We start from the raw sequence: 18,120 nt of genomic DNA on the forward strand, positions 1-18,120 counted from the left end.
GACTGTTTCTTGTGGGTGTACACAATCTCGGCGGCCTGACCCAGCGTCTCACGATAGGCCACCTGCGGAGCGCCAATATTGGCTTCCACGCCAAATTCGCGCTTCAAGCGGTCGACCAGGATATCGAGGTGCAGTTCACCCATACCCGCCATGCGCGTCTGACCGGATTCTTCGTCGGTCGAAACCCGGAAAGACGGATCTTCCGCTGCCAGCTTCTGCAGGCCAATGCCCAGCTTCTCCTGGTCGGCTTTCGACTTCGGCTCGACAGCGATCTCGATCACCGGATCCGGAAATTCCATGCGCTCCAGGATCACCGGTTTCAGCGGATCACACAGAGTGTCACCCGTGGTGGTGTCTTTCAGACCTGCGATGGCGACGATGTCGCCGGCGAAGGCTTCCTTGATGTCTTCACGGCTGTTGGAGTGCATTTCCAGCATCCGGCCAATGCGCTCTTTTTTGTCCTTCACCGTATTTTGCAGGGACACGCCGGTAGACAGCTTGCCCGAATAGATCCGGCAGAAGGTAAGAGAGCCCACGAACTTGTCATCCATGATCTTGAAGGCGAGCATGGAAAGCGGCTCGTCGTCAGACGACTTGCGCACGATTTCTTCTTCGGTTTTTGCGTCGATGCCTTTAATGGCCGGCACTTCGACCGGGCTCGGCAGAAAATCAACGACCGCATCAAGAAGCGGTTGAACACCTTTGTTCTTGAATGCCGTGCCGCACAACACCGGGTGGAAGTCCAGATTGATCGTGCCCTGACGGATCAGTTGCTTCAGCTTCTCTTCGGACGGCTCCTCGCCTTCCAGATAGGCTTCCATGGCTTCTTCATCGATCTCGACTGCGGTCTCGATCATTTTTTCACGCCACTCAGCCGCCTTATCAGCCAGGTCGGCCGGAATTTCGACTTCTTCGAATTTCGCGCCCAGAGACTCATCATTCCAGATGATGGCTTTCATCTTGATGAGATCGACAACGCCGGCAAAGTCGTTCTCGGCGCCAATCGGCAGCTGAACGGCCAGAGGTACACAGCCCAGACGCTCTACCATCATCTCGACGGAGCGGTAGAAGTCGGCACCGATCTTGTCCATCTTGTTAACGAAGAACATGCGCGGAACGCGATACTTCTCGGCCTGACGCCAGACAGTCTCGGTTTGCGGCTCAACGCCCGCATTGGCGTCCAGCAGAGCCACCGCGCCATCGAGCACCCGCAACGAGCGCTCGACCTCAATGGTGAAGTCTACGTGGCCAGGCGTATCAATGATATTCAGGCGCTTTTCTTTCCAGAAAGCGGTCGTCGCAGCCGAAGTAATCGTAATGCCGCGCTCTTGTTCCTGCTCCATCCAGTCCATGGTGGCTGCGCCATCATGCACTTCGCCAATTTTGTGGCTCTTGCCGGTGTAATACAGGATGCGCTCGGTCGTCGTGGTTTTACCAGCGTCGATATGCGCCATGATACCGAAGTTACGATAGGCTTCGATCTTATGAGTGCGGGGCATTTTTGTCGTCCTTGGGGAGGTCGGCGTTAAAGGGGGTTACCAGCGATAGTGCGAGAAAGCCCGGTTGGCCTCGGCCATGCGGTGCGTGTCTTCACGCTTTTTCACAGCCGTGCCGCGATTGGCGGAAGCATCCATCAGCTCGGCCGCCAGACGCTCGCGCATCGTGTTTTCGTTGCGGCCACGCGCAGCAGCCACGAGCCAACGGATGGCCAGGGCTTTTTTGCGGTCAGCACGCACTTCAACCGGCACCTGATAGGTCGCACCACCCACACGGCGGGAGCGAACCTCAACATCCGGCGAAACATTTTCTAGCGCTTCATGGAACACGGAGACCGGCTGACGCTTCAGCTTGCCTTCAACGAGTTCCAGCGCGCCATACACGATGGACTCAGCGACAGATTTCTTGCCGTCGAGCATCAGGTAATTCATGAACTTGGTCAGATCCTTGTCACCGAATTTCGGGTCAGGAAGGATCTCGCGTTTTTCTGCGCGGTGGCGACGGGACATTTGTGTCTCTCCTACTTCGGCCGCTTGGCGCCGTACTTCGAGCGGCGCTGACGACGGTCTTTGACGCCCTGGGTATCCAGAACGCCGCGCAGGATATGGTACCGGACACCCGGAAGGTCTTTCACCCGGCCACCGCGAATCAGGACCACGGAGTGCTCCTGCAGGTTATGGCCTTCACCCGGAATGTAGCTCACCACTTCATAGCCATTCGTCAAACGCACCTTGGCGACTTTCCGCAAAGCCGAGTTCGGCTTTTTCGGCGTCGTCGTGTAGACGCGCGTGCATACACCACGCTTTTGCGGGCAGGCCTGCAGCGCCGGCACCTTGTTGCGTTTCGGTTTGTCCTTCCGCGGCTTGCGGATAAGCTGATTAATCGTCGGCATAATGCCTCTGTCCGTTGTCTGCGCGTTCGTGCCAGTGCCGGTGCGAACGCATAAAATCCGGCGCGCCAAGCCCATACTGGCTTCGCCCGCCGATCGATTGCTAAATTCCATATTTCCGGACGACGTATAGGCTGAGTTGCGCCTACGGCTCGCCCCCGAAAATCAGGCGCGGAACCTATGCGCGCGATTTGCAAAGGTCAAGCGCCTGGTACGGATTTTTGCGGGGCCTATGCCCTGCAATAAAAAGGGCTGCCGGGAAACCAGGCAGCCCTTTGATTTTCATATGCTTTTTACCTTATTCGGCAGAATCGCTGGCAGCTTCCTCGGCTTTTTCCGCCTCGGCTGCTTCGGCAATCTCCGCCGGAAGCGCTTCGGCAGCTTCTGCAGCCGCTTTCTTGCGCTCTTCCAGCATCTCGGCATCCAGATCATCCGCCAGGGACTGATAACGGCGCATGCCACCTCCAGAGCCCGCAGGGATCAGGCGACCCACAATGACATTCTCCTTCAGACCCTCGAGCGTATCGACCTTGCCCTGAACAGCGGCTTCGGTCAGTACGCGCGTGGTTTCCTGGAAGGAAGCCGCTGAGATGAAGGAGCGCGTCTGCAGCGAGGCCTTCGTGATGCCCAAGAGCACCGGATTGCCTTCTGCCGGCTTCTTCTTCGCCTTGGCCAACTCATCATTGGTTTCCAGGAATTCGATCTTGTCGACCTGCTCGCCCGGCAACCAGCTGGTATCGCCCGGTTGGCTGATCTCGATTTTCTGCAGCATCTGGCGAACCACGACTTCGATATGCTTGTCGTTGATCGGCACGCCCTGCAGTCGATAGACTTCCTGAATTTCCGAAACGAGATAGTCAGCCAGAGCCTCGGTCCCGAGGATGGAGAGAATATCGTGCGGTGCCGGGTGACCATCGAGCAGGTATTCGCCCTTCTGGATCGTGTCGCCTTCCTGCACCGTCAGGTGTTTGCCCTTCGGCACCAGATAATCGACCTTACCTTCCGGATCATCCTCCGGCACGATCGAGATGCGGCGCTTGTTTTTATAATCGCGGCCAAATTCGACGCGGCCGGTAATGTCCGCGATCACAGCGTGATCTTTCGGACGGCGCGCTTCGAACAGTTCCGCCACACGCGGCAGACCGCCGGTAATGTCGCGGGTCTTGGCACCTTCGGTCGGGATCCGCGCGATCACATCACCCGGCTTGACGGTATCACCATCCGACACAGACAGAATGGCGCCCACAGCCAGCATGTAGCTTGCGGTGGACCCGTTCTCGAACGCGATCGGCTCGCCGTTCTTGTCCTGGACAACAACCAGCGGCTGGAGCCCTGCCCCTTTCGGAGCCGAACGCCAGTCAATGACGACTTTCGAGGAAATACCCGTGGCTTCGTCGGCTTCTTCCTTCACGGAAACACCGTCGATCACATCAATCAGCTTCACCGTGCCACCGGCTTCCGTCACGATCGGCGTCGTATACGGATCCCATTCAGCGAGGCGATCGCCGCGTTTCACGGACTTGCCTTCGTCGAAATGGAGCTTGGAACCGTAAGTCAGCTTGTGCTGTTCCAGCACCTTGCCGTCCTTATCCACAATGGTGAGCTGCATGTTGCGCGCCATCACAATGAAGGCGCCCTCATCATTTTTCACCGTCGCGCGGTTTTCGTAGGCGATCTTGCCTTCGCGGGTCGCTTCAATGAAGGACTGCTCGGACACCTGCGCCGTACCGCCAATGTGGAAGGTCCGCATGGTCAGCTGTGTGCCCGGCTCACCAATGGACTGAGCGGCAATGACGCCGACGGCCTCACCAATATTCACCGGTGTTCCACGGGCCAGGTCGCGGCCATAACAGGTCGCGCACACACCTACACGGGTTTCACAGGTCAGCGGTGAGCGCACCTTGATCGACTGAACGCCAGCGGCTTCGATCTCGAGGATTTTATCCTCATCAAGGAACTCGCCCGCTTTCACGACGACTTCGCCATTCTCGCCCTTGGCATCGGCGGCAGCATGACGGCCGAGCACGCGCTCGCCCAGGCCAACGACGACATCACCGCCATCAACCACCGCTTCCATATTGATGCCTTCCGAGGTGCCACAATCGGGTTCGGAGACGATGCAGTCCTGCGCCACATCCACCAGTCGGCGGGTCAGATAACCCGAGTTGGCGGTTTTCAGCGCGGTATCGGCCAGACCTTTCCGCGCGCCGTGGGTCGAGTTGAAGTATTCAAGAACGGTCAGGCCTTCCTTGAAGTTCGACACAATTGGCGTCTCGATGATCTCGCCGGACGGCTTGGCCATCAGGCCGCGCATACCCGCCAGCTGCTTCATCTGGTTTTTCGAGCCCCGCGCGCCGGAGTGCGCCATCATGTAGATGGAGTTCACTTCCTTGCCGCCTTCGAACTCGTATGGCTTGGCCACCTCGTCCATCATGGCATCCGCCACGCGGTCGGTACATTTCGCCCAGGCGTCAACGACCTTGTTGTATTTCTCACCGCGGGTGATCAGGCCGTCCACATATTGCTGCTCGTATTCCGCGACCAGATTGCGGGTTTCACCCACCAGATCGGCCTTGGCATCCGGGATCAGCATGTCGTCTTTACCAAACGAAATACCGGCCTTGCACGCCTCGCGGAAGCCCAGACCCATGATCTGGTCAGCAAAGATAACCGTCTTCTTCTGCCCGCAATGGCGATAGACCTCATCGATCATCGTGCCGATGGCTTTCTTGGTCATCAGTTCGTTGGCGATTTTCCAGGAGACGTTTTTGTCTTTTGGCAGACGATCAATAATCATCATCCGGCCCGGCGTGGTTTCGATGCGCATGCGCACCGGGTCGCCGTTCTCATCGACCGTGTCATAGCGCATCGAGATTTTCGAATGCAGCGTGACAACGCCGGCTTCCAGCGCAGCTTCCATCTCGGCCATGGTCGCGAACGCCGAGCCATTACCCGGCTCGTCTTCCTTGTCGACCGACAGATAATAGAGGCCCAGAACGATGTCCTGAGACGGCACAATGATCGGCTTGCCATTGGCCGGCGACAGAATGTTGTTCGTCGACATCATCAACACGCGCGCTTCCAGCTGGGCTTCCAGAGAAAGCGGAACGTGAACAGCCATCTGGTCGCCGTCAAAGTCAGCGTTAAATGCCGCACACACCAGCGGGTGAAGCTGGATGGCCTTGCCTTCGATCAGCTTAGGCTCAAACGCCTGAATGCCGAGACGGTGAAGCGTCGGTGCCCGGTTCAAAAGGACCGGGTGTTCGCGGATCACTTCGTCCAGCACGTCCCAGACTTCCGGCCGTTCTTTCTCAACCAGCTTTTTCGACTGTTTGACCGTGCCGGACAGGCCCTTGGCATCCAGCCGCGCATAGATGAACGGCTTGAACAGCTCCAGCGCCATTTTCTTCGGCAGGCCGCACTCATGCAGCTTCAATTCCGGACCCACCACGATCACGGAACGTCCGGAATAGTCGACGCGCTTACCCAGCAGGTTCTGACGGAACCGGCCCTGCTTGCCTTTCAGCATGTCGGACAGGGATTTCAGCGGGCGCTTGTTGGTGCCCGTGATGACGCGGCCACGGCGGCCATTGTCGAACAATGCATCGACGGATTCCTGCAACATCCGCTTTTCATTGCGGATGATGATATCCGGCGCACGCAGCTCGATCAGACGCTTGAGGCGGTTATTCCGGTTGATCACCCGGCGATAAAGATCGTTCAGGTCGGACGTCGCAAAGCGACCGCCATCCAGCGGAACCAGCGGACGCAGTTCCGGCGGAATAACCGGAACAACGGTCAGGATCATCCACTCCGGACGGTTACCGGAAGCAATGAAGTTCTCGATCAGCTTCAGACGCTTCACGAATTTCTTCAACTTCAGTTCCGAACCGGTTTCCTTGATGTCTTCGCGGATCTGCTCGGCGACCGCTTCCAGATCCATATTCATCAGAACATCGCGGATACATTCCGCGCCGATCCCGGCGGTGAAGGCATCTTCGCCATACTCGTCCTGCGCTTCCATATATTCTTCTTCGGTCAGAAGCTGGAAAGGCTGGAGCGGGGTCAGGCCCGGCTCGGTCACCAGGAATTGTTCGAAGTAGAGCACGCGCTCTACATCCTTCAGCGCCATATCCAGGATCATGGCGATCCGGGATGGCAAGGATTTCAGGAACCAGATATGGGCGACCGGTGCGGCCAATTCGATGTGGCCCATGCGCTCACGGCGCACGCGCGCGAGCGTCACTTCAACGCCGCACTTTTCACAGGTGATGCCTTTGAATTTGATACGCTTGTATTTTCCGCACAGGCATTCGTAATCCTTGGTCGGACCAAAGATGCGTGCGCAAAACAAGCCGTCACGTTCCGGTTTAAACGTGCGGTAGTTGATGGTCTCGGGCTTCTTCACCTCGCCATAGGACCAGGACCGGATTTTCTCCGGGCTGGCAAGCGAGATCCGGATCCGGTCGAAGGACGGGCCTTCGGCGGCCGGGTTGAAGATGTTCATGACCTCATGGTTCATGGTGCCGTCTCCTCAGGGGGGAGTGAACGGCGGAGCATGGCGGCTCCGCCGTATTGGATAAAAACTACTCGTTCTTCAGCTCGACATTCAGGCCCAGCGAACGCATCTCTTTGACGAGCACGTTGAAGCTTTCCGGTACACCGGCCTCAAACGTGTCATCACCGCGAACGATCGCCTCATAGACCTTGGTCCGGCCTGCCACGTCATCCGACTTCACCGTCAGCATTTCCTGCAGGGTGTAGGCGGCGCCGTAAGCTTCCAGAGCCCAGACCTCCATCTCGCCGAAGCGCTGGCCACCGAATTGCGCCTTACCGCCCAGCGGCTGCTGGGTGACAAGGCTATAGGGGCCAATCGAACGGGCGTGGATCTTGTCGTCGACCAGGTGGTGCAGCTTCAGCAAGTGCTTGATGCCCACCGTTACCGGGCGGCGGAATTGCTCACCGGTGCGGCCATCATACAGCGTCGACTGTCCGGATTCATGAATGCCAGCCAGCTTCAGATGATCAACAATGTCCGGCTCACGCGCGCCGTCAAACACCGGCGTTGCAATCGGAACACCATTGGCGAGGTTCTTGCCGAGTTCGGCCAGAGCCTCATCGCCCTTGGGCAGCTCTTGATCCTTGCCATAGACCTCTGCCAGCTTGGCTTTCAGATCCTTAGTTTTGCCATCACGCTTGTAAGCGTCGTAGAGCTCGCCAATCTGGCGGCCCAGCCCTTTACAGGCAAAGCCCAGATGGGTTTCCAAGATCTGGCCCACATTCATCCGCGAAGGCACGCCCAGCGGGTTCAGCACCAGATCAACCGGCGTACCATCTGCCAGGTAAGGCATATCCTCGATCGGCGCGATCTTGGAGATGACCCCCTTGTTGCCGTGACGGCCGGCCATCTTGTCGCCCGGTTGCAGCTTGCGCTTCACCGCGACGAACACCTTGACCATTTTCATGACGCCCGGCGGCATTTCATCGCCACGCTGCAGCTTGTCGACCTTGTCTTCAAAGCGGCGGTCCAGCCGTGCCTTGGAGTCGTCATACTGCTTCTTCAGCGCCTCGACCTCGCCCATCGCCTTTTCATCGTCGATAGCAATTTTCCACCACTGGCTGCGCGGCTGATCCTCAAGGGCTTCGGTCGTGACCTCACCCTTCTTGAAGCCTTTCGGGCCAGACGTGGCCTTCTTGCCAATCAAAAGATCCGACAGACGCGCATAGATGTTGCGCTCGAGAATGGCGAGCTCGTCATCCCGGTCCTTGCCGAGCGTTTCAATCTCTTCGCGCTCGATAGCGATCGCCCGCTGGTCTTTCTCAACGCCGTGGCGGTTGAAGACCCGAACCTCGACGACCGTGCCCGTCGTACCCGGCGGCAAACGTAGTGACGTGTCGCGGACATTAGAGGCTTTTTCACCGAAGATGGCGCGCAGAAGTTTTTCTTCCGGCGTCATCGGGCTTTCGCCTTTCGGCGTGACTTTGCCGACGAGAATATCACCGGATTCCACCTCGGCACCGACCGACACAATGCCGGCCTCGTCGAGATTGCGCAGAGCTTCCTCACCGACATTCGGAATGTCGCGGGTGATCTCCTCCGGACCCAGCTTGGTATCGCGCGCCATGATCTCGAATTCTTCAAGGTGCACCGACGTGAACACGTCATCGCGCACAATGCGTTCCGAGATCAGGATCGAGTCCTCAAAGTTATAGCCATTCCACGGCATGAACGCGACGAGCACGTTCTTGCCAAGCGCCAGCTCGCCCAGATCCGTCGACGGGCCATCAGCAATGATGTCCCCGGCCCGCACTTCATCGCCGACCTTCACGATCGGACGCTGATTGATACAAGTCGACTGATTGGAGCGCTGGAATTTCGACAAGCGGTAGATGTCAACGCCGGACTGAGCGGCATCAACCTCACCCGTGGCGCGAACCACGATCCGCGTGGCGTCCACCTGTTCGACCACACCATCCCGGCGCGCGGCAATGGCCGCACCGGAATCGCGTGCCACAACATCTTCCATGCCGGTCCCAACGAGCGGCGCCTCTGCCTGAAGCAGCGGCACGGCCTGGCGTTGCATGTTCGAGCCCATCAGCGCGCGGTTGGCGTCGTCATTTTCCAGGAAGGGGATCAGCGCCGCAGCGACCGACACCACCTGTTTCGGCGACACGTCGATATAGTCCACATCCTCGCGCGGGATCAGGGTCGCATCGCGGCCTGGACCCACACGGCAGTTCACGAACTCATTCTCCAACAGGCCTTTGGCCGTCACCGTCGCGTTCGCCTGCGCAATGTTGAAGCGCGCTTCTTCCATGGCGGAGAGATAGTGCACGTCATCGGTCAGCTTGCCGTTCTCAACGCGGCGATACGGGCTTTCAATGAAGCCGTACTTGTTCACGCGTGCATAGGTCGACAGCGAGTTGATCAGGCCGATATTCGGACCTTCCGGCGTTTCAATCGGGCAAATCCGGCCATAATGGGTCGGGTGCACGTCGCGCACCTCAAAGCCGGCACGTTCCCGCGTCAGACCACCCGGCCCAAGTGCCGACAGGCGGCGCTTGTGGGTGACTTCTGACAAGGGGTTGGTCTGATCCATGAATTGCGACAGCTGGGAAGAGCCGAAGAATTCACGCACAGCGGCAGCGGCCGGCTTGGCGTTGACCAAATCGTGCGGCATCACAGTCTCGATATCGACCGAACTCATCCGCTCCTTGATTGCACGCTCCATGCGCAAGAGACCGATGCGATACTGATTTTCCATCAGCTCACCGACGGACCGCAGGCGGCGATTGCCAAGGTTATCAATATCGTCAATCTCACCACGGCCATCGCGCAGACCGACCAGCGTTTTCAGGACGGCGAGAATGTCTTCGCCGCGCAGAACCCGCATATCGTCCGGTGCATCCAGGTCGAGACGCATATTCATTTTCACGCGGCCAACCGAAGACAGGTCATAGCGCTCGGAATCAAAGAAGAGTCCCTGGAACATGGCCTCAGCCGTTTCAGGCGTCGGCGGCTCGCCCGGTCGCATGACGCGGTAGATGTCTACCAGCGCCTGCTCGCGTGTGTCGTTCTTGTCGACCGCCAGCGTTTGCTGGATGTACGGGCCTTTGGTCAGCGGATCGATGTCCAGAATTTCCAGCGCTTTAAACTTATGCTCGCGCAGCGCCTCGATCACTTCTTCGGTAATCTCTTCGCCGGCTTCTGCATAGATCTCGCCGGTTTTCAAATTCACCAGGTCTTCAGCAACAAAACGGCCCATCAGGCCTTCATCGCTTAGCAGAATCTGCTTCAGACCATCTTCTTCCAGCTTGTTGGCTTTTCGCGCGGCAATCTTCTTGCCGGCTTGCGCCACCACTTCACCGGACTTGGCATCGATCAGATCGAAGGACGGCTTCACACCGCGCCAGCGTTCCTTCTCATACGGCAGCGCCCATCCGCCTTTGACTGACTTAACAGTGATGGCGTCGTAGAAGGTCGACAGGATTTGTTCGCGATCCATACCCAGCGCATACATCAGCGTCGTCGCCGGCAGCTTCCGGCGACGGTCCAGACGCATGTGAACGATGTCTTTGGCGTCGAACTCGAAGTCCAGCCAGGAGCCGCGATAAGGGATAATACGAGCGGCAAACAGGAACTTGCCCGAGGCATGGGTCTTGCCACGGTCATGATCGAAGAAAACGCCCGGTGAACGATGCATCTGGGAGACGATCACCCGCTCGGTACCATTGATGATGAAGGTACCTTTGTCGGTCATGAGCGGGATATCGCCCATATAGACGTCCTGTTCCTTGATGTCCTTGACCGAACGCGCACCGGTGTCTTCGTCCACGTCAAACACGACGAGACGCATTTTCACCTTCAGCGGCGCTGCATAGGTCAGGTCGCGCTGTTCACACTCTTCAGTGTCGAACTTCGGCGGCTCGAACTCATAGGATACAAAATCCAGAACGGACTTTTCAGCAAAGTCCTTGATCGGGAAGACGGACTTGAAGACCGCCTGCAGCCCCTCATCGCCGCGCTCGGCGGCAGGGACATCTTTCATCAGGAACTGATCATAGGAGCTTTTCTGCACCTCGATCAGATTTGGCATCGGAACGGTTTCCGGAATCTCGCCGAAAGATTTGCGAATGCGCTTTTTGCCGGTGAACGACAGACCCATGTCGGCTCCCTTTCGCAGCAAGTGCTGCGCCTTGAGTGTTCCACCCACTCCCGGCCGGGAGTGGCTCCTGCGGTGCCCGCCACCCGGAATATCCGGGGACCGGCTTTATGCCGTGATCAGCGCAGGCAGACTGATCCGGCGAATTTCTATCCAGAGACGGGCTAACGGACGCACGGAATTACCCCGTGCGCCCGCTAGTATCCCTGACAGTCCTGCAAGCAGGACTTATTTCAGCTCGACGGTAGCGCCAGCTGCTTCCAGCTTGCCCTTGAGCTCTTCTGCTTCGGCCTTCGCTGCGCCTTCCTTGACGGCTTTGCCGCCAGCTTCGACCAGCTCTTTGGCCTCTTTCAGGCCCAGGCCCGTGATCGCGCGAACTTCCTTGATCACGTTGATTTTCTTGTCACCTGCGGCAACGAGAATGACGTCAAACTCGTCTTTCTCTTCAGCCGCACCACCAGCGTCACCGCCAGCAGCCGGACCAGCAACAGCCACGGCCGCAGCCGCCGGCTTGATGCCTTTTTCTTCCAGGATGTCATTGAGTTCCTTGGCTTCCAGAATGGTCAGGCCAAGAAGTTCTTCGGCAAGTTTAGCTACATCAGCCATTTGATTTAGTCCTTAGTAAGTCGTGTCGGTTCGAAAGCGGAGAATGACGTGCCTCAAGCTTCGGCCTTTTCGCCGATAACCTGGATCTGGCCGGCGAGCGTATTGCCCGGCGCGGTGATCCGCGAGACGACTTCGCCAGCCTGACCCAGAAGACGGGCCACCGCAGTTGCGATAAGCTCTTCGCGCGACGGCATTTTGGAAAGCGCTTCCACGCCTTTGGCGTCGAGCACTTCTTCTTCCATAAAGCCACCGAGAATCTCGAACTTGTCGTTATCCTTGGCATAGGCAATCGCTGCCTTGGGCGCAGCGGTGAAGTCTTCGGAGAACGCAATTCCAACGGGCCCGTTGAAATAGTCCGAAGCGCCTTCAGCGCTTTTGCCTTCCAGAGCGATTTTGGCGAGACGATTACGCACCACTTTGAAAGTGCCGCCGGTTTCCCGGAGCTTGGCGCGCAGGTCCGTCATTTCCGCAACGGTCATGCCCTTATAGTGGGCAATGACCACGGCGCCGCTCGAGAAGATGCCTTTGAGCTCTTCTACGGAGGCTTCCTTGGTCATACGATCCATTTGCGGTCTCCCTGTTTGGAAGCTTCCCCATGAAGCTTCCGGTGAAGACGCCTTCGCTTGCGTCCTTCCCTTAGATGGTCAGGACCCGCCCGAAAGCGCATTCCTGTCCCAGGGCTCGAACCGGCACCACCGCCCAGGCGGGGCTTCGAATTCTTGCTCTGTCTCACTCAGGGCCCTTTCGGAATTAAGAGAGGCAAATGCCCCTCCCCTGCGATCTCGGACAGGTTGACTGAATTTGGCACCCTGCCGCCTCCAGCCAGACCGGCGGTGTTAACCACCGGAACTTGTCTTTGACAACCCCTTAACTGGCCGACGGAGCGGAACCAGCTTCAGCGATGTCAATTTTCACGCCCGGCCCCATGGTGGAGCTGACCGCGATTTTCTTCAGATAGGTGCCTTTGGCTCCCGACGGCTTGGCTTTGACGATGGCGTTCAGGAAGGTTTGAACATTTTCCGCCAACGCCTTTTCGGTGAAGCTCGCCTTGCCAACGCCTGCGTGAACCACGCCGGCTTTTTCAGCACGGAACTCAACAGCACCGCCCTTGGAATCTTCAACGGCCTTGGCGACATCCATTGTCACCGTGCCCACCTTCGGGTTCGGCATCAGACCGCGCGGACCCAGAACCTTACCGAGACGGCCAACGAGCGGCATCATGTCCGGCGTCGCAATGACTTTATCAAAGTCGTTCCGGCCACCCTGAATTTCTTCCATCAGGTCTTCTGCGCCGACAATCTCGGCACCAGCCTTTTTAGCCTCTTCAGCTTTGTCACCCTTGGCAAACACCGCCACACGAACTGAACGGCCCGTACCATTCGGCAGATTACAGACACCGCGCACCATCTGGTCGGCGTGACGCGGGTCCACATTCAGATTGATGGCCACTTCAATGGTCTCATCAAACTTCGCAGTCGCGTTGGATTTAACCAGCTTTACAGCGTCCTCAACGGAATAGACCGCATCCCGGTCGATATTCGCGCGCGCCGCACCAATTCTTTTTGCTACTTTCGCCATTGGACTTACTCCACCACATCCAGGCCCATGGAACGGGCAGACCCGGCGATAATTTTCGTCGCCTGGTCGAGATCAACCGCATTCAGGTCCGGCATTTTTGCTTCGGCGATCTCACGGCACTGCGCCATGGTCACTTTGGCGATCGGATCAGACGATCCGGCCGTGCCCGAGCCTTTTTGAATTTTCGCGGCTTTCTTCAGATAGAAGCTGGCCGGCGGCGTTTTGGTCTCGAAGGTGAAAGACTTGTCCTGGAACACAGTAATGATGGTCGGGATCGGCATCCCTTTTTCCATCTCTTGTGTCTTGGCGTTAAACGCCTTGCAGAACTCCATGATGTTGACCCCGCGCTGACCCAGCGCAGGACCGATCGGCGGGGACGGATTAGCCGACCCGGCCGGTACTTGCAGCTTGATATAGCCTGCAATCTTCTTCGCCATTTCCCTTACTCCTCGTCAGGGAGAGCGCGGTCCGGCCCCGGCATGGTCTTGCCCGGAACCTCCCGCACTCATGTCACATAAAAATCAGGCCGCTTTTTCGACCTGACCATAGTCAAGCTCGACCGGTGTGGCCCGGCCGAAGATGTTGATCGCCACTTTCAGGCGGGCGTTCTCCTCGTCCACTTCCTCCACAATGCCATTAAAGCTCTGGAAGTGGCCGTCGATGACCCGAACGGTCTCACCGACATCATAATGGACCGTCGGAACCGGACGCTCGGCGTCTTCTTCCATCTGGCCCAGAATCCGTTTCACCTCGGTCTCGGATACCGGCATCGGCTTGTTGCCGGATCCCAGGAAGCCCGTGACCTTTGGCGTGTTCTTAACGAGGTGATACGCGGCATCCGTCAGATCCATCTTCACCAGCACATAGCCGGGGAAATATTTGCGTTCGGATTGAATCTTGCGGCCCTTACGCACCTCAACGACCTCTTCGGTCGGCACAAGAATTTCTTCAAAGCAATCTTCCAGCCCCTGTTGAGCTGCATCTGCCTTGATAGCCTCAGCAACCTTCTTCTCGAAGTTGGAGTAGGCGTGAACGATATACCATTTGGCAGCCATGAGCGTTCGGCTCCCCTAAGCGCCCAGGCGCAATATCTGAGTGATGGCAAAAGAGATCGCCGAATCAACGCCGAAGAAAAACAAAGCCGCCAGAGAAGCCATCACCAGAACCATGATCGTCGAGACAATGGTTTCCTGACGCGATGTCCAGGTGACCTTCCGGCCCTCCTGGCGCACCTGCTGGAAGAATTGAAACGGATTGGTCCGCTTCTTCTTCGGTGCCGGTGCCTCGTCCTTTTTGGCGGGCGTATTGTTTCCGATTGTTTTTGCCATGCCTGTTATCTAGTCACTTATGCGCGCTGCGCTAGTCCCGTTTCTATAATGGCAGGGGCGGAGGGACTCGAACCCCCGGCCCTCGGTTTTGGAGACCGATGCTCTACCAGCTGAGCTACACCCCTTCGATAGAGCGCAAAAAATCCGCGCCCGGACCATCACAGCCGCGCTTCGAAGCGTCGGCTTCTACACCCAGAACCCGGTTTTGCAAACCACGTTCTGCAAAAAAATGCGGCGGGCCGAAGCCCGCCGCACCATTGGGTCGTATGACTGACCGCTTAGTAGTTCAGCGTGATAGAGCCGAACAGGAAGCGACCTGTGTCGTAGACGGTCGGGTAGGTATTACCATTACCCAGAGCCGGACCCGCGCCGGTGAAGACCGGAGCCTGCTCGTTGAAGGCATTGAGAATACCACCGCGGATACCCACACGATCCGAGAACGACCAGTTAGCTGAGAAGTCGATGTAGTTCACTGCATCGAGCGTCGGCTCAACTGTATCGTTCACGTTGTCGTTGTCGGTACCACCGAAGTAACGCCACGTAACCGTTGCTGCGACATCCCACGGGGTGTCCCAGGTCGCGGCCAGACGATGACGATATTCCGGACCAGGCGTTCCACAGTTGTTACCGAAGAAGCCAGCACACTCGATCACGGCAGCGCCAGGGAACGGTGTGGTGTCCAGCGTCATCAGGTAGGTCGACGCATAGTCAACGCGCAGACCGCCAAAGCCGTCCAGAGCAGCCAACAGGTCACCCAGGTCGGTCACATAGCTGGCCTGAAGGTCAACACCTTCGGTAGACAGCTCGGCGATGTTGACGTTCGTCTGTTGGAAACCAACACCGAACGTACCCGCCGCCAGAGAACCGGTCGACGAACGCGTGATCAGGCTACAGAAGGTTGCATCACCCGTATCCAGGCAGCGATCGAGGATCGTCTGCGCCGGAATACCCGCGGCGATCGTGTCTTCCACCGTGATGGTGAAGTAGTCGACGGAGACCGTCAGACCCGGCACCGCAGAAGGTGTCGCCACGAAACCAAAGGTGTAGGTATCAGCCGTTTCCGGATCCAGGTTCGGGTTACCACCGGTCAGTGACTGGGTTTGACCCGAGATCACGTCGAGGATGGTGCCGTACTGGGCTGCCGTCACACCGGTGCGCGCACATTCCTGCAGCGTCCGGATCGGGTTGGCAGATGCACACGGGTCAAACAGCTGCTGACCAGCAGAGTTCGTACCGGCCGGGCTGAGGTTCGGCAGGCCGGTGTTCTGGCCGGTGAACAGCTCGATGACATTCGGCGCACGCACAGCACGCTGATACTGGGCCCGCAGACGGAGGTCCGGGATCGGCGTGTAGCCGAGCTGGATACCGTAAGCGTGCGTTTCGAACGTGTTCTGCGTGTTGTTGCCGTCTGCTTCATAGTGCGAGAAGCGATACTGACCGGAAAGGGTCAGCTCTTCCACACCCGGGCGGCCCATGACGAGCGGTGCCTGGAATTCGGTGTAGGATTCGATGGAGTTCAACGAACCAGCAACCGGAAGGGTTGCACCACCAACACCGGTGAAGCCACCACCAGGAACCTGGCTGATTTCATCCGGGGTCCGGACGAGATCGTCATCACGGTATTCCATACCGAAGAGGAACTGAACGCCCTCGTCAGCAAACGGAGATACCATACCGTAATTGCCCAGATCGGCCTGAATGTTACCGCCATAAACCAGCTGCTCGGTTTCACCAATGGAGATACCGATGCCGTGAATGAAGTTCAGGGCAGCTTGGGTTACAAGCGACTCACCATTCGCGCCACGCTGGAAGATGTTGTACGGCACACAACCACCTGACGGGTCGATACACTGAGGCGTACCGCCGACATTCCGCACCAGGAAGGCCTGCTGCAGGTTGGCAACGACAAAGTCGTTAGTGGAGGTTTGCTGGTCTTCGGTCCGGCCATACTGGGCGAACAATTCCCAGTTCCAATGCTCGAACAGCTCACCACGCAGGCCACCGACGAAACGCCAGGCCGAGTTTTCAAGGCCAGAGTTACGCGGACCACCTTCAACGTTCCGGTGAGACGCTGTGATACCGGATACAATGTTACCGGCGGCGATGTCGGCAGCGGAGCAGCCGAAGATCGTCGTCAGCGGAATACCGGCATTACCCTGAATGAACGGGTTATCACAGTTGATGCTGTAAGCGCCGATACCGAACGAAGCGGTCGGAGCAATCTGAGCGTCCGACTTGTTGTTCGTGAACGAGAAGTCGGCGAACGCTTCAACCGAGTCGGTGATCGCATAGACACCACGTGCGTAGGTCTGGAAGCGAGTCGACGGACGCTGGAAGAAGTTGAACGGACCGAAGTTAAACGTACGGACCGGACCCGGCGTCGTGAAGAAGTTGTCGATCGTGCCATCGGTTTGCTGGAAGCCGAAGCCGCCAGGACCACCGAACAGACGGAAGTTGGCAGAACCAATACAACCGAAGCCACCAAAGCTGCCAGCACCGGTCGATTGTCCCAGGGCACAGCCCGAGATCGAACGGTCAGCCTGGCTGATTTGCTCACGGTCTTCATAAGCCGCGAAGATCGTGACGTTACCACGGCCATCCGGGGTGTTCGTACCCATGGTCATGTGAACCAGGAACTCTTCACCATCCCAGGCAGCGGACGGCACCGGCTGACCACCAGCGGCCAACACGCTGTCATACGGCTCAACGCCGTTACCATTGTGGTGGATACCCGCCTGATAACCAACTTCAACACCTTCGAAGTCGTTACGCAGGATGAAGTTCGCAACACCACCAACAGCGTCAGAACCGTACACAGCGGACGCGCCGCCAGTCAGGATATCGACGCGCTCAACCAGCTGGCTCGGAATGAGGTCCAGGTTGGCCGAGATGATGTTCGAGGCACCGTAAGGCAGGCGACGGCCGTCAACCATGACGAGCGTACGCACAGAGCCCAGACCACGCAGGTTCAGCGTGGCGGTACCGGATGCACCGTTGGAGACCTCAGCGGCCTGACCGGCGAACACCTGCGGCAGAATGTTGATGAAATCTTCGATACGGACGTTACCGCGGACGTCGACTTCTTCCTGGCCCACACTCAGAACCGGGCTCGGGGATGTCACGTTCGGGTTGGTCAAAAGGCGCGAGCCCGTGACGACAACGCGGTCTTCGACCTCGTCCGCCGCGTCTTGCGCCATGGCGGGAGCCGCAAGGCCAAGTCCGCCAATAAGCGTGCTTGCCATCAGACAAGCTTTGATAGTTCTCTGTTTCACTCTGAATTCCCTCCGAGTCATTAAACAGTATGAGCGCGCCGGTATGACCCGCCGCTTTGCGTTGTTGGGTTGCCCCCTTCATCGCCACGTCGCATTCACGACACAGCACCGCTATAAACCGTGCAGGAAGTGTGCGTGAGGGTCAACGACAGCAGTGCATTAAGCCGCCCTTCTTTATGAGATGGCCACACAGGTGTTGCGGATTCGCCTCATATTCGTGTCAGACGTGCACGTTGCAGTGCAAAAACAGCGAATTTGGCGCAACTCTCGATTCGTTATTCTCGGAA

At 57.9% G+C, this 18,120-nt stretch carries 12 protein-coding genes and 1 tRNA gene; all 13 read right to left on the reverse strand.

The window, feature by feature from the left end; translation table 11 throughout:
* Nucleotides 1-1,499: elongation factor G (gene fusA, locus ACO079_RS00010; RefSeq protein ID WP_421788831.1), on the reverse strand; the 1,499-nt coding region annotated here is incomplete at its 3' end.
* A 36-nt stretch (nt 1,500-1,535) separates the two neighbouring features.
* A complete protein-coding gene (rpsG, locus tag ACO079_RS00015; protein ID WP_421788833.1) occupies nt 1,536-2,006 on the reverse strand; it encodes a 30S ribosomal protein S7 in 471 nt (156 codons plus the stop codon).
* An 11-nt stretch (nt 2,007-2,017) separates the two neighbouring features.
* Nucleotides 2,018-2,389: a 30S ribosomal protein S12 gene (gene rpsL, locus ACO079_RS00020; RefSeq protein ID WP_421788834.1), complete on the reverse strand. Its 372-nt coding sequence runs from the start codon at nt 2,387-2,389 to the stop codon at nt 2,018-2,020.
* 295 nt (nt 2,390-2,684) lie between these two features.
* Nucleotides 2,685-6,908, reverse strand: a complete 4,224-nt coding sequence (gene rpoC, locus ACO079_RS00025; protein ID WP_421788836.1) for a DNA-directed RNA polymerase subunit beta' — start codon at nt 6,906-6,908, stop codon at nt 2,685-2,687.
* A gap of 64 nt (nt 6,909-6,972) precedes the next feature.
* Entirely contained in the window at nt 6,973-11,052 is a 4,080-nt protein-coding gene (gene rpoB / locus ACO079_RS00030; RefSeq protein WP_421788838.1) for a DNA-directed RNA polymerase subunit beta, read from the reverse strand.
* A 225-nt stretch (nt 11,053-11,277) separates the two neighbouring features.
* Nucleotides 11,278-11,655, reverse strand: coding sequence for a 50S ribosomal protein L7/L12 (gene rplL / locus ACO079_RS00035; RefSeq protein ID WP_421788840.1), 378 nt, complete (start codon nt 11,653-11,655; stop codon nt 11,278-11,280).
* Nucleotides 11,656-11,708: 53 nt separating this feature from the next.
* Complete coding sequence (rplJ, locus tag ACO079_RS00040; protein ID WP_421788842.1) at nt 11,709-12,221, reverse strand: 50S ribosomal protein L10; 513 nt, start codon at nt 12,219-12,221, stop codon at nt 11,709-11,711.
* 301 nt (nt 12,222-12,522) lie between these two features.
* On the reverse strand, nt 12,523-13,233 hold the full coding sequence (gene rplA, locus ACO079_RS00045) for a 50S ribosomal protein L1 (protein WP_421788844.1): 711 nt from the start codon (nt 13,231-13,233) through the stop codon (nt 12,523-12,525).
* A 5-nt stretch (nt 13,234-13,238) separates the two neighbouring features.
* Nucleotides 13,239-13,670, reverse strand: a complete 432-nt coding sequence (gene rplK / locus ACO079_RS00050) for a 50S ribosomal protein L11 (RefSeq protein ID WP_421788846.1) — start codon at nt 13,668-13,670, stop codon at nt 13,239-13,241.
* A gap of 84 nt (nt 13,671-13,754) precedes the next feature.
* A complete protein-coding gene (gene nusG / locus ACO079_RS00055; RefSeq protein WP_421788847.1) occupies nt 13,755-14,288 on the reverse strand; it encodes a transcription termination/antitermination protein NusG in 534 nt (177 codons plus the stop codon).
* Between the two features lie 15 nt (nt 14,289-14,303).
* Nucleotides 14,304-14,561, reverse strand: coding sequence for a preprotein translocase subunit SecE (gene secE, locus ACO079_RS00060; RefSeq protein ID WP_421788849.1), 258 nt, complete (start codon nt 14,559-14,561; stop codon nt 14,304-14,306).
* Nucleotides 14,562-14,610: 49 nt separating this feature from the next.
* Nucleotides 14,611-14,686: transfer RNA gene (locus ACO079_RS00065), tRNA-Trp, on the reverse strand.
* Nucleotides 14,687-14,839: 153 nt separating this feature from the next.
* Complete coding sequence (locus ACO079_RS00070) at nt 14,840-17,803, reverse strand: TonB-dependent receptor plug domain-containing protein (RefSeq protein WP_421788851.1); 2,964 nt, start codon at nt 17,801-17,803, stop codon at nt 14,840-14,842.
* Between the last annotated feature and the right edge of the window lie 317 nt (nt 17,804-18,120).

The sequence above is a fragment of the Hyphobacterium sp. genome, assembly GCF_965228115.1.
GTDB lineage: Bacteria > Pseudomonadota > Alphaproteobacteria > Caulobacterales > Maricaulaceae > Hyphobacterium.